This is a genomic window from Streptomyces sp. LX-29 (assembly GCF_029541745.1).
In the GTDB taxonomy this organism is placed as follows: Bacteria; Actinomycetota; Actinomycetes; order Streptomycetales; family Streptomycetaceae; genus Streptomyces.
This window is the reverse complement of the sequence record NZ_CP089746.1, coordinates 7842646-7868001: the sequence shown is the minus strand read 5'-3', so window position 1 is coordinate 7868001 and position 25356 is coordinate 7842646. Positions and strand designations below refer to the sequence as shown.

At 71.5% G+C, this 25356-nt stretch carries 7 protein-coding genes; 3 read left to right on the top strand and 4 right to left on the bottom strand.

The window, feature by feature from the left end; all coding sequences use genetic code 11:
- Positions 1-4 precede the first annotated feature (4 nt).
- On the top strand, positions 5-5422 hold the full coding sequence (locus LRS74_RS32190; protein WP_277744318.1) for a type I polyketide synthase: 5418 nt from the start codon (positions 5-7) through the stop codon (positions 5420-5422).
- Positions 5423-5615: 193 nt separating this feature from the next.
- Entirely contained in the window at positions 5616-6533 is a 918-nt protein-coding gene (locus LRS74_RS32185; protein ID WP_277744317.1) for a spirocyclase AveC family protein, read from the top strand.
- A 111-nt stretch (positions 6534-6644) separates the two neighbouring features.
- On the opposite strand, the gene LRS74_RS32180 is transcribed toward LRS74_RS32185, so the two are convergent.
- From LRS74_RS32180 to LRS74_RS32165, 4 genes are read right to left on the bottom strand one after another with little or no spacing between them, the layout of a single operon-like run.
- Positions 6645-8000, bottom strand: a complete 1356-nt coding sequence (locus LRS74_RS32180) for an NAD(P)/FAD-dependent oxidoreductase (protein WP_277744316.1) — start codon at positions 7998-8000, stop codon at positions 6645-6647.
- 18 nt (positions 8001-8018) lie between these two features.
- Positions 8019-8294: an acyl carrier protein gene (locus LRS74_RS32175; protein ID WP_277744315.1), complete on the bottom strand. Its 276-nt coding sequence runs from the start codon at positions 8292-8294 to the stop codon at positions 8019-8021.
- A 48-nt stretch (positions 8295-8342) separates the two neighbouring features.
- Complete coding sequence (locus tag LRS74_RS32170) at positions 8343-9851, bottom strand: amino acid adenylation domain-containing protein (RefSeq protein WP_277744314.1); 1509 nt, start codon at positions 9849-9851, stop codon at positions 8343-8345.
- Entirely contained in the window at positions 9848-10990 is a 1143-nt protein-coding gene (locus LRS74_RS32165) for an acyl-CoA dehydrogenase family protein (RefSeq protein WP_277744313.1), read from the bottom strand. The genes LRS74_RS32170 and LRS74_RS32165 overlap by 4 nt, the downstream gene beginning before the upstream one ends.
- Positions 10991-11292: 302 nt before the next feature.
- On the opposite strand from LRS74_RS32165, the gene LRS74_RS32160 reads away from it, so the two are divergent.
- The gene (locus LRS74_RS32160) at positions 11293-25296 is read left to right on the top strand and encodes a type I polyketide synthase (RefSeq protein ID WP_277744312.1); all 14004 of its coding nucleotides are present in this window, start codon (positions 11293-11295) and stop codon (positions 25294-25296) included.
- The last annotated feature ends 60 nt before the right edge of the window (positions 25297-25356 follow it).

The window sequence follows — 25356 nt, the reverse complement described above, 5'->3', positions numbered from 1 at the left end:
TCAGATGGCGAATGACGAAAAGCTCGTCGAGTATCTCAAGTGGGTGACGGCCGACCTTCACGAGACCCGGCAACGTCTCATGAAAGTCGAGTCGAAACAGCAGGAGCCGATCGCGATCGTGGGAATGGCCTGTCGCTTTCCAGGCGGAGCCTCGTCTCCCGAGGCGTTGTGGGAACTGGTCGCGGCGGGTGCCGACGCCATCTCGGGATTTCCCACGGATCGCGGCTGGGACCTGGACGGCCTCTACGACCCCGATCCCGAGCGCCCCGGCACGCTCTACGTCCGTGAAAGCGGCTTCCTGCATGACGCGGCCGAGTTCGACGCGGCGTTCTTCGGTATTTCCCCACGCGAGGCGCTGGCAATGGATCCACAGCAGCGACTGCTACTGGAGACCTCCTGGGAGGCCGTGGAACGCGCGGGTATCGACCCGACCTCGCTCAAGAACAGTTCCACGGGTGTCTTCACCGGAGTGATCTACCACGACTATGCCGCGCTCCCACAGACCATTCCGGAGAACCTCAAGGGTTATGTCGGCAACGGAACCGCTGGCAGTATCGCCTCTGGCCGGCTGTCCTACACCTTGGGCCTGGAGGGCCCGGCCGTCACCATCGACACCGCATGCTCATCCTCCTTGGTCGCCCTGCATCTGGCGTGTCAGGCGTTGCGGGCCGGTGAGTGCTCCATGGCGCTGGCCGGCGGTGTGACGGTGATGTCCACACCGTTCGGACTGGTGGAGTTCAGCCGACAGCGCGGACTGTCCACCGACGGCCGGTGCAAGGCGTTCGCCGCCTGCGCGGACGGCACCGGATGGTCCGAGGGCGCGGGCATGCTCCTCCTTGAGCCACTGTCCCAGGCTGAGCGCAACGGCCATCCGATCCTGGCGGTCGTACGAGGTAGCGCGGTCAACCAGGACGGGGCCAGCAACGGTCTGACCGCACCGAACGGCCCGTCCCAGCAGCGGGTCATCCGCCAGGCCCTGGTCAACGCCGGCCTGACGGAGCTCGAAGTGGACGCCGTGGAAGCCCACGGCACCGGCACCACCCTCGGGGACCCGATCGAGGCGCAGGCCCTGCTTGCCACCTACGGCGAGAACCGACCCGTGGGACAGCCCCTGTGGCTGGGGTCGCTGAAGTCGAACATCGGGCACACCCAGGCCGCCGCCGGTGTCGCCGGAGTGATCAAAATGGTCATGGCCCTGCGCCACGAGACGCTGCCCCAGACCCTTCACGTCGACGCACTCACCCCCCATGTCGACTGGTCCGCCGGAGCCGTGTCCCTGCTCACCAAAGCACGGCCCTGGCCCTGCTCCGACCGCATCCGCCGTGCCGCGATCTCCTCCTTCGGCATCAGCGGCACCAACGCCCACCTCATCCTCGAAGAACCCCCCGTACCACCGCAGCCAAGCGGCCGAGCACCAGCCGGCCGAGAAGACGCGCAGCGGAGTCCAGTACTGCGAGCGGACATGGTGCCCTGGCTTGTCTCCGGACGGAGCGAGGGCGCGGTACGGGACCAAGCGGCCCGGCTGCGAGAGCATGTTCTACGGGATCCTGAGCTCGCTCCGGCGGACATCGGATGGTCTCTGGCCACCACCCGGACAGTGTTCGAGCACCGTGGCGTGGTTCTCGGGCAAGGCCGCGAGGAGCTCCTCGCCGGACTCCAGCGACTCGCTTCCGGGGAACCAGCCAAGAAGGTGATCAGCGGGGTGGTCGGCCCCGCGGGCAAGACGGTGTTCGTCTTCCCCGGCCAAGGCTCCCAATGGGCGGGCATGACCGCCGACCTGCTCGACTCCTCCTCGGTGTTCCGCGAGCACATCGAAGCGTGTGAGGAGGCTCTGGCGCCTCATGTGGACTGGTCGCTGGGTGAGGTGTTGCGGCAGGCGGATGGCGCGGCCTCGCTGGAGCGGGTGGATGTCGTCCAGCCGGTGCTGTTCGCGGTCATGGTGGGCCTGGCACGCATGTGGCAGGCATGCGGCATCCACCCCGACGCCGTCATCGGCCACAGCCAAGGAGAGATCGCCGCAGCCCACATCGCCGGCGCACTCACCCTCCACGACGCCGCAGCCGTGGTCGCCCTCCGCAGCCGCGCCCTCGCCCGCCTGGCCGGCCACGGCGCCATGGCCTCCGTATCCCTACCAGAGACAGAAGTCGAGGAACGACTGACGGCGTGGACCGGCCGACTGGCCATCGCCGCCATCAACGGCCCCCACAACATCGTGATCTCCGGCGAGCCGGAAGCGGTAGAGGAACTCCTGGCCGATTGCGCGAAGCAGGATATTCGGGCCCGGCGTATCCCCGTCGACTACGCCTCCCACGGCCCGCAGGTGGAAGCGGTCGAGGACGAGATCCGCGACGCCCTGACCGCTATCACCCCGGTCGTACCCACCATCCCTCTGCTGTCCACCGTTACCGGCCAGTGGATCACGGGGCGGGAGATGGACGCGGGCTACTGGTACCGCAACCTCCGCCAACCCGTCCGGCTCGCCGACGCCCTCCACACCCTGGCAGCCCAGGGACACCACACCTTCATCGAAGCCAGCCCGCACCCCGTTCTCACCCACACCATCCACGACGTCGTCACGGCAACACCCGCTTCCGATGATGCTGTCCGACCCATCATCGTCGGCACCTTGTGGCGTGATGAGGATGGTCCGCAGCGTTTCCTGACCTCTGTCGCCGAGGCATACGCTCACGGCCTCCAAGTGACCTGGAGCCATCTCTTCAACAGCACCACAGCACAACGGGTAGATCTGCCCACCTACCCGTTCCAGCGTGAGCGGTACTGGCTTGCGAGCGCGGCCGCGTCCACTCGCGTGGATGCGGAAGGGAATGGTGTGGAGGCCCGGTTCTGGGAGGCGGTCGAACGCCAGGACCTGACCGCTGTGGCCCAGACCCTGAACGTGACAGACCAGGAACACGACTCCCTCAGCGCCGTTCTACCGATGCTCTCCGGCTGGCACCAACGCCAACGCGAACGCCACACCCTCGACACCTGGCGCTACAAGATCACCTGGAAACCCCTCCCCACACCACCCCCCACCACCCCACACACCACTGACGCGGTCGACGGCACCTGGCTCGTCATCATCCCCACCGCCCAGGCCGACCACGACGCGGTCACCGCCTGCCTGAGCTCCCTCGACCAGCTCGGCACCCCCACCCACGCCACCCACATCGACCCCCACACCACCGACCGGGAAGCACTCGCCCAACACCTCCGCACCCACACCACCGAACACCCCACCGTCGGCGTGCTGTCGCTCCTCGCCCTGGACTGGAGACTGGGCCGCGTCACCCCGAACACCCCACCGCTGGGGCGGCCTCATCGACATCCCCACCACCACACCCACCAGCAACACCCACCCCAACCACGGGCCAGACCGCCCACACCCACCTCACCAGCACTCCACCCGGTGATCAGGGCCCGTGGAAGGGCGAAGACCAACTCGCCGTACACCCCCCACCTGCTGTTGACCAGCCGCCGCGGACCCCACGCACCCGGCGCCACCGAACTCCACACCGAACTCACCGAACTCGGCGCCCACGTCACCATCACCGCCTGCGACACCACCGACCGCCACGCCCTCACCGAACTCCTCACCACCATCCCACCCGAACACCCCCTCACCGCCGTCATCCACACCGCCGGCACCGCCCACTACGCACCCCTCACCCACACCACCCTCACCGACCTCGCCCACGTCACCCGCCCCAAAGTCCAAGCAGCCCAACACCTCCACGAACTCACCCGCGACACCCCCCTCACCGCCTTCGTCCTCTTCTCCTCCGGAGCAGGCGTATGGGGCGGAGGCGACCAAGGAGGCTACGCCGCCGCCAACGCCTACCTCGACGCACTCGCCCACCACCGACGCGCCACAGGACTCCCCGCCACCTCCCTCGCCTGGGGAGCCTGGGCCGACACCGGCATGGCAGCCGAAGAAACCTCCACCCGACAACTCAACCGCCGCGGCGTACGAGCGATGGACCCCCAACTCGCCATCACCGCCCTCCAACAAGCACTCGACCACGACGAAACCTTCCTCACCATCACCCACATCGACTGGCAACGCTTCACCGAAACATTCACCTCCATCCGCCACAGCCCACTCATCACCGACATCCCCGAAGCCATCGCGGCGGCCACCGAAACCACCAACCCCGACACACCAACCGACAGGCACGAGGCACCCGCTCGCCTTCGGCGCAAGCTGGCCGGGATGGCTGCCTCTGAGCAGACCGAAACGCTGCTCCACTTGGTCCGCACCCATGCGGCGGTCGCACTCGGGCATGCTTCCTATGAAGCGATCAACCCCAGCGTGGGGTTCATGGAAGCGGGCTTCGATTCCCTGACCGTCCTGGAGCTGTGCAAGCGGATGGCCGGAGAGACCGGACTGCGTCTGCCAGCGACCCTGGTCTTCGACCACTCGACCCCCACGGCGTTCGCACGCCACCTCCAGGCCGTACTCGATGTCTCCGGGACGGCGGCCGATCCAGGCGGTGAAGGCACGGCTGAGAGCGCCACGGGGCCGGTGCGCGGGGCCGAGGCGAACCTCTCGGCCGGGGCATCGCCATCGGAGTCGGCGGAGATTCTGCCGCACTCCTTGGCTTCGCTCTTCCGGCGTGCCCACGACCTCGACGAAGTGCCGCGCGGCATGCAGCTCATGCGTGCTGCCTCCTACTTCCGCCCCGGGTTCGCATCCGTGGCGGACATGGGGCCAGCGCCCAGCCCCCTGCGGCTGGCGCGGGGGGCGGTGCAGCCGTCCCTGCTCTGCCTTCCCACCGTGGCCGCCGTGGCCAGCCCGAACCAGTACGCGCGCTTCGCATCTTATTTCCGTGGGGTGCGAGACATGTGGTTCCTTCCGCTGCCTGGTTTCGCCGCGGAGGAGAGCACCCCCGCGTCCATGGAAGCGTTGATGGAGTTCGAGTCCAAGCTCGCACTCGACTGTGTCGGTGACACGCCCTTCGTCCTCGTCGGTCACTCCGGTGGTGGGCTGGTCGCACATGCGCTGGCCGTTCACCTCGAAGCCATCGGAAGGCCCCCGGCGGCCTTGGTCCTGATCGACACCTATGCGTACGGAAGCGCGTCGATGGTGACTCTCGCCCGAGAGCTCGCCAACGGCATGTTCGAGACGGAGCGGATCTTCGGGCTGCGGATGGACGACACACGGCTGACCGCCATGGGCTGCTATCTGCGGCTCTTCGCGAACCATGTGCCGCAGGCGACCTCCATGCCCACCTTGTGCCTACGGGGTGTCGACCGGGTGGCCGACGAGATGTCGGAGGTCTCGAGTCAGGAGGAGTGGCGACCCATGTGGGAGTTCCCTCACACACCCATGGATGTCGCCGGCGACCACTTCACCATCATGCAGGAACACGCCTTCGCCACGGCCGAGTCGGTGGACTGCTGGCTCGACTCGACGTTCTGAGCTCAGAAGAGGGCCGAAAGCTCGAGGCAGCGTCGTCATCAAGGAGAGGACAAGTATGAGCAGCCATCAGGCTTCCGTACCGGACGCGGGAGACGCAACGACCGAGACGCAGTCGCCCTCTCCGCCGGGGCAGAGGGTGGTGCGGGCGGATGCCGGCCCCTCGCCTGCCGCGCCGGGTCGCCGTGGTCGACGGGTGCCGCCTGTCGTGGTCTGGGCGTGTCTGGGCGCGTTCTTCGTGGTGTTGCAGACGTACGTCCTGGTCAGTTGGCTGGTCGACGGCACACACATCGACAAGGCGCCCGAGTCTTCCGGCTTCGGCACCACCATGGAAGTGATCGGTGTGTTGGTCCCGCTCCTGACGGTGGTGCCCGTGGTGGTGCTGACCGTCAAGTTCGTGCGGGAGTCCCGTGCCCAACGGCGGGCCACCTTCGACCTCCTGCTGGTCATCGGTTGTGTGCTGAGCGCCTGGCAGGATCCCCTGCTGAACTGGTTCCACCCGGTGATCACCGTGAACACCAATCAGTTCATGGCGACGAGTTCCTGGGCTCCGTACGTCCCGGGGTGGCAGGGGCCGGGGGAGCATCAGCAGGCGGAGATGCCGTGGCATGCGCTGGTCGCGGGTCTGGGGACGGCTCTGTCGGCCATCGTCGTGGGCGCCGGCGTGCAGTGGCTGGCGAAGCGCCGTCCAGGGATCCGGCCGATCCGCCTGATGGGATTCGCCGTTCTGCTGGGGATGGTGCTCACCGCCACCTCGGAGCCGTTCCTTCCGGCGCTGGGGTTCTTCATCTGGTCGGGTGCGACGCCCGAGCTCACGCTCTTCAGCGGCACCTGGTACCAGTTCCCCGTGTACGAACTCGTCACGGCCGGCACGTACTTCGCCGCGCTGGCCATGTTGCGGCTGGCCGTGAACGAGCGGGGCGAGACGCTGGCGGAGCGTGGGGTCGGCGAGCTGTCGTGGCGGCGCACCACATGGCTGCGGCTGCTGGCGGTGGCCGGAGTCACCAATGTGGCCTACGTCGCGTACGCGGTGGGTCATATGCTGTTCGCCTGGAACCACGGCAGCCCGCCCACTGACCTGCCGGACTTCTTCCGTCCTCCCGCCGCGTACTGACGTGTCTCCGTACCAGCCGTGGGGTGTCCTTCCCTCCACTGCCGGTACGGCGCAGTCGGTGCTACGACGCAGCCCGCCGCCGGGGATGTCCGGCGGCGGGCTGCGCCAACCTCAGAACAGGCACTTGGCCTCGGGGGAGACCTTGAGGTTGCCGAGTCGGTCGTGCCACAGGTGTGTGGGGTCGTCCTCCACCGCCGCCACGAACTCGCGCATCGCGAGCAGCGCCGCGGGCTCCGCGTCGTTGTAGACGTCGCCCTGAAGCAGTTTCAGGACGTCGATGCGGTAGCGGGGGTCCTGTACGAAGGCGGTGAAGAGGATGTTGAGCCGGTAGTAGATCGAGATGAACTCGTACCAGTTGGAGACGCCGCGCCGCAGGGTGTTCACGTAGGTGTCGAACCGTGGGGCGCGGAAGTCGCCGGCGGCCGCGGCGGCGATGATGTCCTTGCAGGCCAGTCGGGCGCTGTTCATCGCGACGCTGACGCCGCTGGAGAAGATCGGATCGACGAACCGGGCCGCGTCGCCGATCATCACCATCCCGTCGCCGGCGACCTGGCGCATGCCGTAGCTGTAGTCGCCCTCGGCCTTGAAGGGGCGCACCCGCCGGGTGGGTCGCAGGGCGCGCTCCAGTTCGGGGCGGCTGGCCACCGAGTCCCAGAAGAAGCCCTCCAGGTCGTCCTTGGCGGCCCTGAAGCGCGCTCTCTGGGTGACCACGCCGACTGAGGTGATGGTTTCGGTGATGGGGATCTGCCACACCCAGGTGTCGGCGAGGGGCAGGAAGTGGATGAAGATGAAGTCGGTCTGCTGCCGGCTCTCGGCCAGTGCCCGTCGGTCGAGTCCTTCGAACCAGGTGTGCACGGCGTATTGGTTGAACACCGGGTCGGGAACCTTGACCTTGAGCTGTCGGCCGAGCAGGGTGCCGCGTCCGCTGGCGTCGACGACCATGCGCACGGGGATGTCGGTTCGCGCCGGGCCGATCGCGACACGCAGCACCGGGTGGTCGGGGTCGGCGAAGTCGACCTCGCGGACCCGGACCCCGGTGAAGACCTTGGCGCCGAGACTCTGGGCGTGCTTGAGCAGGATGAGGTCGAACTCGCCGCGGTCCACGTGGAAGGTGTGGTCGCGGTCGACGCCCAGCTGTTCCCGCTCGTTGAACAGCACCTGGGCGACGCCCAGGCCGTGGCCCTCCACTCGGAAGTCCAGCGGGTCGACGCCCTGTGTCCCCGCCGCGGTCCACGCGGCCCCGTACTTCTTCGGGAAGCCGGCCGCCTCGATCTTCTCCATGGCGCCGATGTCCAGGAGGACCGGTGTGGTGGCCGGGACCAGGGACTCTCCGACGTGCTCCCGGGGGAAGAGCTCGCTTTCGAAGACGGCGACGGACAGCCCGGCCCGGGCGAGGTAGGAGGCGGCGGTCGAGCCGGCGGGGCCACCGCCGATGATGCCGATGTCGATATCGTCGGTGACGTGCATGCGGGCTCCGTCGACGGGTCAGGCGGGCTGGGAGCGGAGCGACCAGACGAGGTCGGCGATGCTCGCCACGTCCTTGAAGTGGTGCCCCGTCATGTGGGTGGGTGGCACCCGGACATCGAGGTTGTCGCGCAGATGGGCCAGCAGGCGCGCGGTGCGCACCGAGTCCAGGATTCCCCATTCGAGCAGCGGGGTCTGGGGGGTGATTTTCGGTGTGAGGGTCGCGTCGCCCACCAGTTCGTCCCTGACGTAGGCGAAGAGCTGGTTCAGCAGGGTTGTGCGATCGCTGTCGGGCACCTGTGTCTCCTGATACGCCGGGTGGGGTCGGGAGCTGCTGTGGGACCGTCAGACGCGGCCATTCTCTCCGACCGTTCCTGAGTCTCGCTTGAGCGTGTCGGCCAGCAGCGCTTCGACGAGTGCTCGTCGGTCGGTCTTGCCGTGGGGGTTGCGGGGCAGGCGCGCCACCACATGGACCGTGTCGACGATCATGTATCGGGGTAGGAGTGCCGCGCAGTGCCGCTTGATGTCGAGCAGCTCCGGGTGGTGTCCGGGTCGGGGGACGACGACGGCGTGGATGCGCGCCTCGTGGCCGCCGGCTCCCGAGACCAGCACCACGGCGCTGTCGATCGCGGGGTGGGACGACAGGGCGGCCTCCACCTCGCCGGGCTCGACCCGGTGGCCGCGCACCTTCACCAGGTCGTCGTATCGGCCCAGGTACTCCAGGGTGCCGTGCGGGTCGCGCCGCCCCAGGTCGCCGGTCCGGTACGGTCCGTGGTGCGGGGGGCGACCCCAGTAGCCCAGCATCACGGTCGGCCCGTCCACGACGATCTCCTCCGTCCCGTCCGGCCGGGGCTCCAGCCGCACGTCGTCTCCGCAGCACGCGGTGCCGATCGGCAGCGGGGTGGTGCGGTCGAGGTCGGCGGCGGTGAGCTCGTACGAGGTGCAGACGTTGGTCTCGGTCGGGCCGTACCAGTTGAGCAGCCGGACCTGCGGCCAGGCGGCGCGCAGCCGCCGGGCGTCCTCCAGAGGGAAGGGCTCGCCGGCGAAGACGCAGGCGCGGAGGGACAGTGGGCCCCACTCGAGCAGCCGGGCCTCGCGCATCATCAGCAGCAGCGCGGACGGCACCGAGTACCAGATCGTGATCCGCCGGCGGTCGAGCAGTTCGGTGAGCTGGTCGGGGGCGTAGGCCAGGGTGTCGGGGACGAGATGGGTCGAGGCCCCGGCGCGGAAGGCGCCGTAGAGGTCGAAGACGGAGAGGTCGAAGTTGAACGGCGCGTGGTTGGCCAGCCGGTCCTCGGGCCGCAGCCGCAGCTCGGCGGCGGCCCAGTCGACGAAGGCCAGGGCGTTGCGGTGGCTCAGGCAGACTCCTTTGGGCTCGCCGGTGGAGCCGGAGGTGTAGAGGATGTACGCGGGGTCGTCGGGGGCGCCGCGGTGGTGCTCGGGGCGGCGCCCGGGTTCGGCGACGGCGCGTAGCGCGGCGCAGTCGGCCACGGGCACGCCGAGGCTTTCCAGCGTCGCGGTGTCCGGCGGGGCGTCGAGCTCGGTCACCAGCAGCGCGGGGCGGCAGTCGGCGGCGATGCGGCGCACCCGGCCGATCGGGTTCGATGAGGCGACGGGGACGTAGACGGCGCCGATGCGCAGTGCCGCCTGCATGACGGCGACCACGTCGGCGCTCTTGCCGGTCCACAGCAGCACCCGGTCCCCGGTCCGGATCCCGTGGTCGAGGAGCGCGGCGGCGTACTGGTCGGCCAGCGCGTCGAGTTGGTAGTAGCTGATGCTCCCGGTCATGTCGCGGATCGCCGGGGCCTCAGGGGTGCGGGCGGCCGCTTCGGCCACCAGTCGGTGCAGGTTCACAGTCCCATCGCCCTCGCGATCAGTTGGCGCTGAATCTCCGAGGTGCCGGAGAAGATGGTGGTCGGCACGGCGTCCCGGAGCGCGGCCTCGATGCCTTCGTCCCGCAGATAGCCGCGCCCACCGAGCAGTTGGACGGCGTCCAGCGCGCTGGCCACGGCCGCTTCGGAAACGGCCAGTTTGGACAGGGACACCCACAACGCGGCGTCCTGGTCGTCGCGGTCGAGGGCGTCGCAGGCCCGGTAGAGCAGCAGCCGGCCGCTCTCCAGCCGCAGCTTCATGTCGACGACGCGATTGGCCACGGACTGGAACTCGGCCAGCGGGCGGCCGGACTGCCGGCGGCGGCGTACGTGTTCCACGCACCGGTCGAGGAGCCGCTGCTGTACCCCGAGGTAGACGGCGAAGAGGCAGGACCGTTCCCAGCGCATGGAGTGCTGGAAGATCGCTCCGCCCTGTCCGGGGACGCCGAGGACCTGCTCGTCCGGTACGAAGCAGCGATCGAACGTCACCGGTCCGGCCGGGCATGACAGCAGGCCCATCTTGTCCAGCGGCTCCCCCGCCGCCACGCCCGGTGCCGCGCGGTCGACGACGAATGCGGTGATTCCCAGGTGGCCGGCCCTCGGGTCGGTGGTCGCGTAGGTCACATAGAGGTCGGCTGTGGGGCCGTTGCTCACAAAGCTCTTGGTGCCGCTGAGCAGGAATCCGTCGGCGACCCGCCGCGCCGTCACGGCGAGCCGTGACACGTCCGATCCGGAGTCCGGCTCGGTCATCGCGTTCCCCGCGATCAGTGCCCCCGAGCACATGTCGGGCAGCAGCCGCCGGCACGTTCCGGGGGTGGCGAATTCGAGGATCGGCATGGCGCAGGAGAACAGATGCGCGGCGGCCGCGAACAGAATGCCGGTGTTCACGCAGCCCCGGCCGGCGGCTTCGAAGGCCAGCGCACTGTCCAGCGCCCCGAGCCCGCGGCCGCCCCGGTCTTCCGGCACACTCGCTCCGAGCAGTCCGAGCGGGGCCAGTCGCGACCACTGCGCACGGGTGTACGCCGTGTCCGCGCGGGCCGTGTCCTCGGGGAAGGCCGTCCGCGCCCCGGCCAGGACGGATGTGTAGAGGTCGTGTTGTTCGGCACTCCAGTCGAAGTCCACCGCGCCTCCCCGCGCAGGGCAGCGGGAAGGCGACCATACCCGCGAACGTCACAAGGGCTTCCAGGTGTAGCGGGCGTCACGGCTCGGCACAACGGGATCAGTCGGGGAACATGCGGGCTCCACCGGCGCCTGAGGTGCCGTCGAGTCGGGGGCGAGCCGATATCCAGTTCGCTGGCGTATAAATCCTTGGGTTCCGTCGCGGTGCGATCACGGAGCGGAAATCCGAAGCCGGCGCATGTGCTCTCTTTGTTGATTATCCGACTGCTTCCTCTGATTCCTCTGTCGATTTGGAGACGGTCCCGTTGCCTGAGCCCCAGAGTGATGTCGCAGTCGTCGGCTCCCCCTGGATCCTCTCCGGGCATACCGGCGCCGCCCTGCGGGCGTGGGCGCGGCGGCTCCACGATCACGTCACCACTCATCCGCTGCTGCGGCCCGAGGACATCGGTCACACGCTGGCGACGGCCGGCCCGGCGGCGGAGCACCGTGCGGCGGTGCTCGGGCCGGACCGGGAGAGCCTCCTGCGGGGGCTCTACGCGGTGGCCCGCGACGAGGAGCACCCCGGGGTCATCCGGGGCACGGCGACCGCGGTGGCCGGCGGCGTGGTGTTCGTCTTCCCGGGGCAGGGCACCCAGTGGCCCGGCATGGCGGCGGACCTGCTGACGACCTCCCCCGCCTTCCGGCGGTCCATGGACGCCTGCGCCGAGGCGTTCGCGCCGCACGTGGACTGGACACCGGAGGCGGTGCTGCGGGGCGCGCCGGGCGCGCCGCCGCTGGAGGGGACCGACGTGGTGCAGCCGACGCTGTTCGCCGTCATGGTGGGGCTGGCCGCCATGTGGCGGTCGTATGGCGTCGAGCCGTCGGCGGTCGTGGGGCACTGCATCGGGGAGATGGCCGCCGCGCACGTGGCCGGCGCCCTGTCGCTGCCCGACGCTGCACGCGTGGTGATCGGATGCGGTCGGGCGCAGACGACGATGGCGGGCTCGGGCACCCTGCTCGCGGTCGCCTGGCCCGAGGATCAGCTCGCCCCCCTGCTGCGGCGCTGGCCCGGCAGGCTCGCGATCGCCGCCGTCAACGGCCCCATGGCGACTGTCGTCTCCGGGGATCGGCAGGCGACGGAGGAGCTGAGGGAGGAGCTCACACGGGCAGGGGTCCGGGCTCGCGGGGTGGCGATCGACATCGCCGCGCACTCTCCGTTCGTCGACTGTCTCAGGGACGACATCCTCGGCCTGCTGGGCTCCGTGACCGCGGGGCCCGCACGGGTGCCCTTCCACTCCTCCGTCACCGGGGGGCCGCTGGAGACGACGGGCCTGGACGCGGCGTACTGGCACCGCAACATCGCCTCGACGGTCCGGTTCGCGAGCGCGATGGCGGAGGTGCTGCGGCAGGGGAAGCGCTGTTTCGTGGAGCTGAGCCCGCACCCGACGCTGGCCATGTCCATACAGGCCATCGCCGAGGAGGTGGTCGGCGGTGAGCGTGTCGTCATCGCCCCGACGCTGCATCGCGACCGCACCGGCATGGACGGCTTCCACACCGCGCTGGCCGAACTGTATGTGCGGGGCGCCCTGGATGACCCCGCGGCGGCCTTCTCGGTGCCGGGCGGTCGGCGCGTCGACCTGCCCGCGGCCGCGGGATCCGGCGAGGCGGCGGGGGCCGGCGGCTCCCACGGCCGCGACGGCGCCACCCGCTCCGCGGGTGCCTCGGCCGCCGCGAAAGCCGAGGAGTTCGACCAGCGCGCTCTGGTGGACGAGCTGGCCCCGCTCCCCGTCGCGGAGCGGAAGCGGCGGTTGCGCGAACTGGTCCGCGCGCAGGCGACCCGGGTGCTGGGGCGCGCGGGCGAGTCCGGGTCCGCGGTCGCTCCCGTCATCGCGGACGACGAGACCTTCATCGCCTCGGGTTTCGACTCCGTGGCCGCGGTGGGTCTGCGGAACCGGCTCAACGACGCCACCGGACTCGTCCTGCCCTTCACCCTCGCCTTCGACCGCCCCACCCCCGCCGCGGTCGCCGACCACCTGCACGACGCGCTCTTCGGGCGGCAGAGCGTCCTCGACGGGGACGCGGCCGGTCAGGGCGGCCCGCCGGGCGGGGATGCCGCGGAGGCGACGGAGGACCCGATCGCCGTCATCGGCTTGGCCGGTCGCTTCCCCGGGGGCGCGGACACTCCCGAGGAGCTGTGGGACCTGGTGGTCGAGGGCACCGACGCGCTCTCTCCCTTCCCCACCGACCGCGGGTGGGACCCGGCGGAGTTCTACCACCCGGACCCGGCGCGGCACGGAAGGCACTATCAGCGCGAAGCCGGTTTCCTGCACGCCGCCGACCGGTTCGACGCCGAGTTCTTCGGGATCGCCCCACGTGAGGCCGTGGCGATGGATCCGCAGCACCGACTGCTGTTGGAGACCACGTGGGAGGTCTTCGAGCGGGCGGGCATCGACCCCCGGTCGTTGCGCGGGAGCCGCACCGGGGTGTTCGTCGGCGTCGCCCCGCTCGACTACAGCCCCCGTCTGCACCAGGCGTCGCAGGAGCTGGAGGGCTATCTGCTGACCGGCAACCTCGGCGCCGCCGCGTCCGGCCGGATCTCCTACGTCTTCGGCCTGGAGGGGCCGGCGCTGTCGGTGGACACGGCCTGCTCCTCGTCCCTGGTCGCGCTGCACCTGGCGGCCCGGGCGCTGCGGTCGGGGGAATGCTCGCTGGCTCTGGCCGGCGGGGCCACGGTGCTGTCGACGCCCGGCATGTTCATCGAGTTCTCGCGGCAGCGCGCCCTGTCGGCGGACGGCCGCTGCAAGGCGTACGCCGCCGGGGCGGACGGCACGGGGTGGTCGGAGGGCGCGGGGATGCTGCTGCTGGAGCGGCTCTCCGACGCCCGCCGGCTGGGGCATCGCGTCCTGGCCGTGGTGCGCGGCTCCGCCGTCAACCAGGACGGCGCCAGCAACGGTCTCACCGCCCCCAACGGCCCCTCGCAGCAGCGCGTCATCCGGGCCGCCCTGGCCGACGCCCGACTGTCGACCGCCGATGTCGACGCGGTGGAAGGCCACGGCACGGGCACCAGGCTGGGCGATCCGATCGAGGCCCAGGCGCTGCTCGCGACGTACGGGCAGGACCGACCGCCGGACCGGCCGCTGCTGCTCGGGTCCGTCAAGTCGAACATCGGGCACACCCAGTGGGCCGCGGGTGTCATCGGGGTCATCAAGATGGTGCAGGCCATCCGGCACGGCGTCCTGCCGCGCACGCTGCACGTGGACAAGCCCTCCGAGTACGTGGACTGGTCGACGGGGGCGGTACGGCTGCTGACGGAGGCGGAACCGTGGCCGGAGACGGGACGCCCCCGGCGCGCGGGCGTGTCCTCCTTCGGTGTGAGCGGCACCAACGCCCATGTCATCCTCGAACAGGCCCCCCCCGAGGAGACCGCCGCGCAGGAGCCGACCACTCCGCGCACCCTGCCGTGGGTGGTCTCGGCCGGGTCGCGCGCGGCGCTGCATGCTCAGGCGCGTAAGCTGCGCGCCTTCCTGGCCGGCACCCCCGACCTGGATCCGGCGGACGTGGGCCACACACTGGCCGCGGGTCGATCCGCCCTCGAACACCGTGCCGTGATCATCGGCCGGGACCGCTCCGACCTCCTGCACGGTCTGGACGCCCTCGCCTCCGGAGAGCCGACCGCCAGCGTGGTCACCGCCATGCCCGACGCCGCGGCCGGGGCCGGTCCGGCCGGTGGATCGACCGACGCCGGGGGGCGGGTGGTGTTCGTCTTCCCCGGCCAGGGCGGTCAGTGGCCCGGGATGGGGCTGCGACTGCTGGAGACCTCCACCGTCTTCGCCGAGTCCATCGCCGCGTGTGAGCAGGCGCTGGCGCCGCATGTCGACCGCGGCCTGATCGACGTCCTGCACCGGCCGGCCGACGATCCGGTGTGGGACCGCGCGGACGTGGTCCAGCCGGTCCTGTTCTCCCTCATGGTCTCCCTCGCCAGGACCTACCAGTCCTACGGCCTGACGCCTGACGCTGTCGTCGGACACTCCCAAGGGGAGATCGCCGCCGCCCATGTCGCGGGGGTCCTCACCCTCGACGACGCCGCCGCCGTCGTCGCCCTCCGCTCCCGGACGCTCCAGGCGCTGCGCGGCAAAGGCGGCATGGCCTCCATCCTCCAACCCGCGGATACGGTCGCCCAGGTCCTGGCCCGACGCTGGCCCGGCCGGCTGTGGGTCGCCGCCTTCAACGGACCGGGCACCACCGTCATCTCCGGCGACACCGACGCGCTCGACGCGGCCCTCCGGCACTTCCAGGGTGACGGCGTGCGGACCAGGCGGATTCCGGTCGACTACGCCTCGCACTGCCCCCACATCGACGCCGTCGAGGACCAACTTCGGGCCCAGCTCGCCACCATCACCCCTCAGCCGCACCGGATCCCCTTCCACTCCACCGTCGACAACCGGCCCCTGGAAGGGACGGAGCTGGACGGCGCGTACTGGTACCGGAACCTGCGGAATCCCGTCCGCTTCACCGACGCCGTCCGCGCCCTCCACCATCAGGGCCACGGCACCTTCATCGAGATCAGCCCCCACCCCACCCTCACCCCCGCCCTCCACGACACCACCGAACGCGCCACCGGCACCGACTCCCACGCAGCCGAACACGCTGACGTCGCCGAGGGCGCCGAGGGCGTCGACCCCGCCGAGAGCGCCGACAGGCTCGTGCCAGCCGTTGTGATCAGCACCCTCCGCAGGAACGAGGACGACACCCGTCAGCTCCTCACGGCCCTCGCCCAGGCCCACGTGCACCACCACACCGTCGACTGGCGCCACCACTACCGCCAGCACCATCACACGTCCACTGCGCACCCCGTCGACCTCCCCACCTACGCCTTCCAACGGCAACGCTTCTGGCTGCACGGCGACGGCGGTGTCGAGCGTGGCGCCGCCGAGGCCAAGGCACCTGCCCAGAGCCCGGACAGGGACGTCACGACCGGCCACTTCTGGCAGGCCGTCGAGGGCGGGGACCCCGACACCGTGGCCGCCCTGCTCGGCGTCGATCCGGGCGCCTCGCTCGACGTGCTGGTGCCGGCCCTTTCGGCGTGGCGCGCTGAACGGCGCGACCAGGCCGTCACCGACGGCTGGACCTACCGCGATCTCTGGAAGCCGGTCAGCCTGTCCGGCACCCGTCCACTGTCACCGGGCGGCAATTGGTTGGTCACCGTACCGACACGTCAGGCCGACGACCCGCTCGTCCGCGGCCTCCTCGACGGCTTGTCCCGCCAGGGACTCTCCACCACCCCGTTCCTCCTCGACGACACGGACGTCGACCCCGCGCTCCTCGGCCGGCGGCTCGCCAGGGCGCTCGCCGACGGGAACATCCCTGTCGAAGGTGTGCTCTCGCTGCTGGCGCTCGACGAGACCCCGCATCCGCTCCATCCGGAGGTCCCGGCCGGCACCGCGCTGACTCTCGCGCTGATCCAGGCCCTGATCAACCGCGATGACGGAGCGGCACGGCTGTGGTGCCTCACCCGGGACGCGGTCGCCACCGGCCCCGGCGACCGCCTCGATCACCCCCTGCAAGCCATGGTCTGGGGCCTGGGACGCACCACCGCCCTCGAACACCCCGAGCTGTGGGGCGGACTCATCGACCTGCCCGCCACCCTCACCGAACCGAGCCTGCGCCACCTCGCCGCAGCCCTGTCCACCCACCACGGCGAGAACGAGCTCGCCCTGCGCCGCACGGGCTTCCGCACCCGCCGCACCATCCGCGCCGCCAGGAGCATCACCTCGGTCGCCGCGGCGGGCGGCACCCGTTCCTGGACGCCTCGCGGCACCGTCCTCGTCACCGGCGGCACCGGAGCCATCGGTTCCCAGCTCGCTCTGCGGATCGCCGAGCATCACCCCCACTGTCATCTGCTGCTGGTGAGCCGCCGCGGCGCCGCCGCGCCCGGAGCGGAGGCGCTGCGCGAGCGGATCACCGCCCTCGGCGCCGCCTCCACCCTCGCCGCGTGCGACACCGCGGATCCCGAGGCCCTCGCCGACCTCCTCACCAGTATCCCCCCGGAACGCCCCCTGACCGCGGTTATCCACAGCGCCGGCGTCCTCGACGACAACACGCTCAGCGCGCAGAGCCCGCGCCACCTCACGACGGTCCTCGGTCCCAAGTCGCGTGCCGCGTACCATCTGCACGCCCTCACCCGGGACCTCCCCCTCGACGCCTTCGTCCTCTTCTCCTCGGTCGCGGCGCCGTTCGGCGCCGCGGGCCAGGCCAACTACGCCGCCGCCAACGCCTATCTCGACGCCCTCGCCCAGCACCGCCGGGCGCTGGGGCTCGCCGCGACCGCCATCGCCTGGGGCAACTGGGACGGCGAGGGACTGGCGAGCACCGACACGGCACAGGCGTACCTGCGCAAGCGGGGGTTTCTCCCCATGGCGCCGCGGCTGGCGCTGGCGGCTCTGGACAGGGCCGTCGTCTCGCCCCACGCCCAACTGGTCGTCGCCGACGTCGACTGGCGGAGGTTCCCGCCCGCCCCGCACACCCGCGACCTCGTGCCGGGCGGGTCCACGCCGCGGACGGCCGGCGCCTCCGGTGACGGTGTGGTCGACGGTGTCTCCGATCCCGTCGCCCAGCTGCGTGCCCGGCTCGCCGGCCAGAGTTCCACCGAGCGGCGCCATACGCTCCTGAACCTCGTCGGCTCCCATACGGCCGCCGTCCTCGGGCACTCCGATTCCGCGGAGGCGATGGCGACGGACCGGGCGTTCCGGGATCTCGGCTTCACCTCCGTCACCTCGATCGAGCTGCGCAACCGGCTGACCGCCGCCACCGGCCTGCGGCTGCCGACCACGCTGGCCTTCGACCATCCGACGCCCGACCGGCTCGCGACACATCTGCTCGCGGAGTTGACCGCACCGGCTCCCGAGGGCGCGGCCGGCGCGGCGGCCTCCCCAGCGGCCGCGGCCGTCGACGGCGGCGGGCCGGGTGCGCGGCGGGGCGGCGCGATCACCGGCGACGGCCCAGCCGCGACCGATGAACGCGGCCTCTTGGCGGAACCGGACGCGCCCGACGCGGGCGGCATCGGCACGCTCGTCGCGGCCGGCGGCGGGACGCTCGCAAAGCCCGGCACGCTCGACGTGGCGGGCACCGGCACGGTCGACGGATCCGGCGCCCTCCGCACGGACGGAACGCTCGAGGGCTCCATCGCGATCATCGGCTGTGCCTGCCGCTACCCGGGCGGCGTCCGCTCCCCCGAGGATCTGTGGGCGTTCATCACCGCGCACCGGGACGCCGTCGGGGACTTCCCCACCGACCGTGGCTGGGACCTGGAGAGGCTCTTCGACCCGGACCCCGACCGGCCGGGCACCTCGTACAGCCGGCAGGGCGCCTTCCTCCACGACGCGGGAGACTTCGACCCCGAGTTCTTCGGCATCAGCCCCCGCGAGGCGCTCGCCATGGATCCGCAGCAGCGGCTGCTCCTGGAGACGTCCTGGGAGGCCCTCGAACGGGCCGGAATCAACCCGCAGGACCTGCGATCGAGCCCGACCGGCGTGTTCACCGGCAGCAACGCGCAGGACTTCACCGCGCAGCTGCGGCAGGCGCCGCCGGGGCTGTCGGAGGGCTACGCCCTGACGGGCAGCAACAACAGCGTGGCCTCGGGACGCGTCTCGTACGTCCTCGGGCTGGAGGGTCCGGCGGTCACCGTCGACACCGCCTGCTCGTCCTCTCTGGTGGCGCTCCATCTGGCGTGTCAGGCGCTACGAGCCGGCGAGTGCTCGCTGGCGCTGGCGGGCGGGGTCACCGTGATGACCACTCCGTTCAACTTCGTCGAGTTCTCCCGTCAGCGAGGACTGGCGCCGGACGGCCGGTGCAAGGCGTTCTCCGGCACCGCCGACGGCACCGGCTGGGGCGAGGGCGTGGGCATCGTGCTGGTCGAGCGGCTGTCCGACGCCCGGCGCAACGGCCATCGGGTACTGGCGGTGATCCGCGGCAGCGCGGTCAACCAGGACGGCGCCAGCAACGGCCTGACCGCCCCGAACGGACCGGCGCAGCAGCGGGTGATCCGTGCCGCCCTGGCCGGCGCCGGAGTCACGGCCGCCGAGGTGGACGCGGTCGAGGCCCACGGGACAGGGACGACGCTCGGCGACCCCATCGAGGCGCAGGCCCTGCTGGCCACGTACGGACAGGACCGCCCGGCGGACCGACCGCTGTGGCTGGGCACGGTCAAGTCCAACATCGGTCACACCCAGTCGGCGGCCGGGATCGCCGGGGTCCTCAAGATGGTGGCAGCGCTCCAGCACGGGCTGCTGCCGAGCACCCTGCATGTGTCCGAGCCCTCCCCGCATGTGGACTGGTCGTCGGGGGCGGTGCGGCTGCTGACCGAGGACCGGCCGTGGCCGGACACGGGGCGACCGCGACGAGCGGGCGTCTCCTCGTTCGGGGTGAGCGGCACCAACGCCCACCTCATCCTGGAGCAGGCCCCGGCGTGGGCCGACTCACGCACGGTGGCCACCACGGCCGCGGCCCCGTCCACGGCCGCAGAGGCAGGTACGGATACGAGCACGGATGCGGCTGCGGAGACAGGCACGGATACGAGCACGGATGCGGCCGCAGAGACAGGCACGGATGCGGCCGCGGCCGCGCACCCCGTCGCCTCCTCCGATCCGCTGCCCCTTCCCTGGGCCCTGTCCGCCAGGTCCGAGGAGGCGCTGCGGGCTCAGGCCCGGCGGCTGCGCGCCCATCTGGCGGACCGCCCCGACCTCGACGTCGCCGACGTGGGGTGCTCCCTCGCCACGGGCCGGGCGCTGTTCGAGCACCGGGCCGTACTCCTCGGCGCCGGCCGCGACGACCTCCTGCGCGCCCTCGACGCCCTGGCGACAGGTGAGCCGCACGGCGGGGTCGTCCGGGGCACGGCCACCGGACGGGGGAAGCTGGCGTTCGTCTGCTCGGGCCAGGGCACCCAACGGCCGGGCATGGGCCTGGGCCTCTACCGTACGTCGACGGTCTTCGCCCGAGCGCTGGACGAGGTGTGCGCCCATCTGGACCCGTACCTGGATCGCCCGCTGCTGGAGGTGCTGTTCGCCGACGAGACGAGTGAGGCGTCGGCGCTGCTCCACCAGACGGTGTACACCCAACCGGCACTCTTCGCGGTGCAGACCGCGCTGCACCGGTTCGTCGCCGAGGAGTTCGGGCTGACCCCGGACTACCTGGCCGGCCACTCGCTGGGGGAGCTCACCGCCGCCCACCTGGCGGGCATCCTCGACCTGCCCGACACCGCGGCGCTCGTCGCGGCCCGCGCCCGCGCCATGCAGGGCCTTCCCACCACCGGTGCCATGATCGCCGTCCAGGCAACCGAGGCGGAGGTGCGGCCGCGGCTGGCGGGCCTGGCGGACCGGGTCGACATCGCCGCCGTCAACTCCCCCTCCTCCCTGGTCGTCACCGGTGACCGCACCGCCGTCCACGACCTCGCCGAGTCCTTCCGCGCCCAGCGGCGGAAGGTCACCCCGCTCCAGGTCAGCGGCGCCTTCCACTCCCCCCACATGGACGCCCTCCGTCCGGAGATGGAGCGCATCGCCGAGACCCTCGCGTACCACCGGCCGCACACACCTCTCGTCACCGGGGCGGAGGACGACGAGGACGACCGGGTCGACGCTGGCGCCGACGGCCGGGACGAGGCTCCGTGGACGGCCGCGTACTGGGCCCTCCAGGCCCGGCGTACCGTGCACTTCGCACGGGCCGTCGAACGACTCCACGCCCGAGGTGTGACGACGTTCCTCGAGCTCGGTCCCGACACCACCCTCACCACCCTCGTCCACCACAACCTCGCCGACCACTCCCCCACCGTCGCCGCGCTCCTCCACCCGGAGCGGTGCGAGTCGCGCAGCGCCCTGACCGCGCTCGCCACCGTCCACGCCCACGGCGCGCGTGTGTCCTGGCACCGCCACTACGACCGACGACCCCAGCCGGCGGCGCGTCAGGTCGAGTTGCCCACCTACCCCTTCCAGCGCCGACGCTTCTGGCTTCCGGCCCCGGCCACGAGCGGCGATGTGACCGGCGCGGGGCTGGACGCGGCGGAGCACCCGCTGCTCGGGGCCGCGATCGGTCTCGCCGAAGGTGCGGGCTGGCTGCTCACGGGACGGCTCTCGCCGCGCACGCACCCCTGGCTGGCCGACCACACCATCGGCGATGTCCTTCTGCTGCCCGGCACCGCCTTCGTGGAACTGGCGCTGCGGGCGGCGGCCCAGGTCGGCTGCGACCGGCTGGAGGAGCTGACCCTGCACGCCCCGCTCCCCCTCTCCGACAGCGGTGAGGTGGTGCTCCAGGTGACGGTGGGCGCGTCCGACGACTCCGGGCGCCATGAGCTGAGCATCCACGCCCGCCCGGCCGACGACACCGGGGGCGAGGCGGGTGCGCCGACGGCCGACCGGTGGACACGGCACGCCAGCGGCACCGTGACTGCTGCCAGCGGCACCGTGACCGCTGCCGGCGGCGCCGACCGCGCGACCGGTGCGCACGCCGAGGACCACATCGGCCTGGCGGACGACGCGGTCCTCGGTGCGGCGGGCACCGGAGCCTGGCCGCCGGTGGGGGCGGAGCCCCTGGACGTCTCCGAGCTGTACGAACGGTTCACCGAGGCGGGCTTCGTCTACGGACCGGCCTTCCAGGGGCTGCGCGCCGCCTGGCGGTACGGCGACGAGACACTGGCGGAGGTCTGTCTGCCGGAACAGCCGGCCGGGGACGCGTCCCGGTTCGCGCTGCACCCGGCCCTGCTCGACGCGGCACTGCAGACCATGTGGCTGGTGCCACCGCTGGGCACGGAGGCCGCCGCCCCGGGCGGACCGGAGCGCGGGCTCCCGTTCGCCTGGCAGGGGGTCTCCCTGCGGGCGGCCGGTCCGGCGGCACTGCGGGTCCGGCTGCGGCGGCTCGGCCCGGAGACGGTCGCCGTCACCGTCGCCGACGAGAGCGGCCACCCGGTGGCCTCGGTGGACTCGCTCACCATGCGGCCGGTGCCACGGGAGGCCCTGCGGTCGCCCGACGCCGCCGTACGCGACGCGCTGTTCGGCGTGGACTGGGTCGACATCCCGCTGCCGACACCGACACCGACACCGACGCCGACGGCGGGACGGTGCGTGCTGATCGGGGCGGACGCCCTCGGACTGGTCCCCGCGCTCGCGGCGACAAGCTCCGGCAAGGGGCCAACGGGCGTCAACGGGCCAACGGGCGTCACCGGGCAACCGAGCGAAGAACGGCGGTCGGGCGTCAACGGCTCGGCCCTCCATCGGCCGAAGGGCATCGGTTCCCCCCAAGACAGGCCGGATGTCGGCGGCCCTCCCGCCGACCGCCCGGGTCTCGGCGGCTCTCCCGCCGACCGGCCCGGGGACGAGGCCTCGGCCGTCGCCGGTCGGACGGGCTTCGCGGACCCCGCGAACTCCACGGACCTCACGGAACCGGCGGACCTCGCCCGCTTCGCCGACCTGGACGACCTGCTGCGGGCGGTGGACGCGGGCGAACCCGTACCGGACGTGGTCATCGCGGTCTGCCCCCATGTGCCGGCCACCGCCGCAGGCCCGGTCGACTCCCGGCCCGTGGGCCAACGCACCGAGGTCGAACGCCCGGCCCTCGGCAGGGCGTCCTGCGCGATCGCCACCGCGGACACGGCCAGGACCGTACGGGCGGGGACCCGGCAGGCTCTGGAGCTGCTCCAGCGGTGGCTGGGCGAGGAACGGCTGGCGGGCGTGCGGCTGGTGCTGGTCACCTCCGGCGCGGTGGCCGCCGGTCCCGTCGAGGAGGTGACGGACCCGGCCGCCGCGGCCGTCTGGGGGCTGGTGCGCGCGGGCCAGACGGAGCAGCCGGACTGCTTCACCCTGCTGGACGTGGATGGGTCCGAGGAGTCCCGTGCCGCCCTCCTGGCCGCGCTCGGTCTCGACGAGCCGCAGCTGGCCCTGCGCGACGGCCGTGCCCTGGCCCCGCGCCTGGTGCGGCTGGGGGACGGCGCCGACGGTGTCCTCACCCTGCCGCGGCAGCCGGACGGCTGGCGGCTGGCGTGCCGCGGCTCGGCCAGCCTGGACGGTCTCTCCGCGGTGGGGTGTGACGCGGGTGGTGTGGGGTTGGGAGCGTCGGAGGTGCGGTTGGCGGTACGGGCCGCCGGGGTCAACTTCCGTGATGTGCTGGTCGGTTTGGGGATGGTGGCGGGTCAGTGGGGATTGGGCAGTGAGGGTGCGGGGGTCGTACTCGAGGTGGGGTCGGGGGTGTCCGATCTGCGTGTGGGGGATCGGGTGATGGGGGTGTTCGGTGACGCGTTCGGCCCGGTGGCGGTGGCCGAGCGGGCGTCGTTGGTGCGGGTGCCCGAGGGGTGGTCGTTCGCGGAGGCTGCGGCGGTCCCCGTGGTCTTCGCGACGGCGTACTACGGGTTGGTGGATCTGGCGGGGTTGGAGCCGGGCGAGTCGGTGCTGGTGCATGCGGCGGCCGGCGGGGTGGGCATGGCGGCTGTGCAGCTGGCGCGGCATCTGGGAGCCGAGGTGTACGCGACGGCCAGTCCCGGGAAGTGGCATGTGCTGCGGTCTCAGGGCATCCCGGATGACCGTATTGCTTCTTCTCGTACGTTGGAGTTCGAGGAGCGTTTCGCGTCGGCGGGTGGCGGCTGTGGGATCGACGTGGTCCTCAACTGTTTGGCGGGGGAGTTCGTGGATGCGTCGTTGCGGTTGGTGGCTGGGGGTGGTGGTGGTCGGTTCTTGGAGTTGGGGAAGACGGATGTTCGTGATGCGGGGGTGGTGGGGCGGGAGTGTCCGGGGGTGGTGTATCGGGCGTTTGACCTGTTGGAGGCGGGGCCGGGGCGGGTGGGGGAGATTGTGCGGGTGGTGTTGGGGTTGTTCGAGGATGGGGTGTTGGAGCCGTTGCCGTTGACTTGTTGGGATGTTCGTCGGGCTCCGGAGGTGTTTCGTCATCTTCAGCGGGCGCGGCATGTGGGAAAGAACGTGTTGATGTTGCCGGTGGGGTGGGATGTGGAGGGGACGGTGTTGATTACGGGTGGTACGGGGGTGCTGGGTGGGGCTGTGGCGCGGCATGTGGTGGCTACGGGGCAGGGGCGGCGGCTGTTGTTGGTGAGTCGTCGTGGTGTGGAGGCGCCTGGTGTGGAGGAGTTGGTGGCTGAGCTGAGGGAGATGGGTGCTGAGGTGGTGGTGGCGGCGTGTGATGTGGGTGATCGTGAGGCGGTGGCGGAGTTGCTTGCGGGGGTTCCGGTGGAGCGTCCGTTGACTGCTGTGATTCATGCGGCGGGGGTGTTGGAGGATGCGACGTTGGGTTCGTTGACCGCCGGTCATCTGGATGCGGTCTTGTCGGTGAAGGTGGATGGTGCGTGGCATCTGCATGAGTTGACGCGTCACTTGGATCTGGCTGCGTTCGTTCTGTTCTCTTCCGCTGCGGGTGTGATCGGTTCGCCGGGGCAGGGGAACTATGCGGCGGCCAACGCTTGTCTGGATGCGCTGGCTCAGCATCGGCGTGCCTGTGGGTTGCCGGGGATCTCCCTGGCCTGGGGGCTGTGGGAACAGGCCAGCGGAATGACGAGCCACCTCGACCACACCGACCAGAGCCGACTGGGCCGCCTCGGCATCAAGCCGCTCACCACCGGGCAGGCGCTGGCGCTCTTCGATGCGGCCCTCGGCCATCACCGCCCGCTCGTCATCCCCGCACGTCTCGATGTTGCGCGTGCGCGGGCCGACTCCCAGCCGATGCCGGCGATGTACCGCGGTCTGGCCGGCCAGACCACGCGCCGGGCGGGGCCGACGGCGGACGCCGGGCCGGCGGCCCTACGCACCCGGCTCGGCGACCACGACGCGGCGGAGCAGCTCGAGATCCTGCTCGCGCTGGTCCGCTCGCACGCCGCGGTCGTCCTGGGGCACAACGAGCCCGAGGCCGTGCATCCCGAGTCCCCCTTCCGTAGCCTCGGTTTCGACTCCCTCACGGCCGTCGAGCTCCGGAACCGGCTCAACACCGCCACCGGTCTCCGACTCCCCGCGACTCTCACCTTCGACCACCCCACCCCCGCCGAGCTGGCCGCGTACGTCAAGGAACAGGTGGTGCCCAACGGCGTGGAGACGGTAGCCCCCGTGCTGGCGGAGCTGGACCGCCTGGAAGCGGCGCTTTCCCGCGTGGGCAAGGACGACGCCGCCCGGTCCCGGGTGACCGTCCGGCTGCAGTCCCTGCTGCTGCGATGGAACGAGTCCGGCGGCACCGCCCACCCCGGCGACAGCCACAACGACAACGACAGGGACAGCGACGGCGCGGACCGGCTGGCCTCGGCGACGGCTCTTGAGGTCCTGGACTTCATCAGGAACGACCTCGGTCTGTCCTGAGCGCTGTCCGTGGGCGCTGTCCCCCTGAGCGCTGGCCCTGAGCCCTGTTCTGAGCCTCGC

Bases quoted from the DNA above. Each gene is read 5' to 3' on its own strand.
- LRS74_RS32190 (WP_277744318.1), top strand. From the start codon at position 5: ATGGCGAATGACGAAAAGCTCGTCGAGTATCTCAAGTGGGTGACGGCC.
- LRS74_RS32180 (WP_277744316.1), bottom strand. From the start codon at position 8,000: ATGCACGTCACCGACGATATCGACATCGGCATCATCGGCGGTGGCCCC.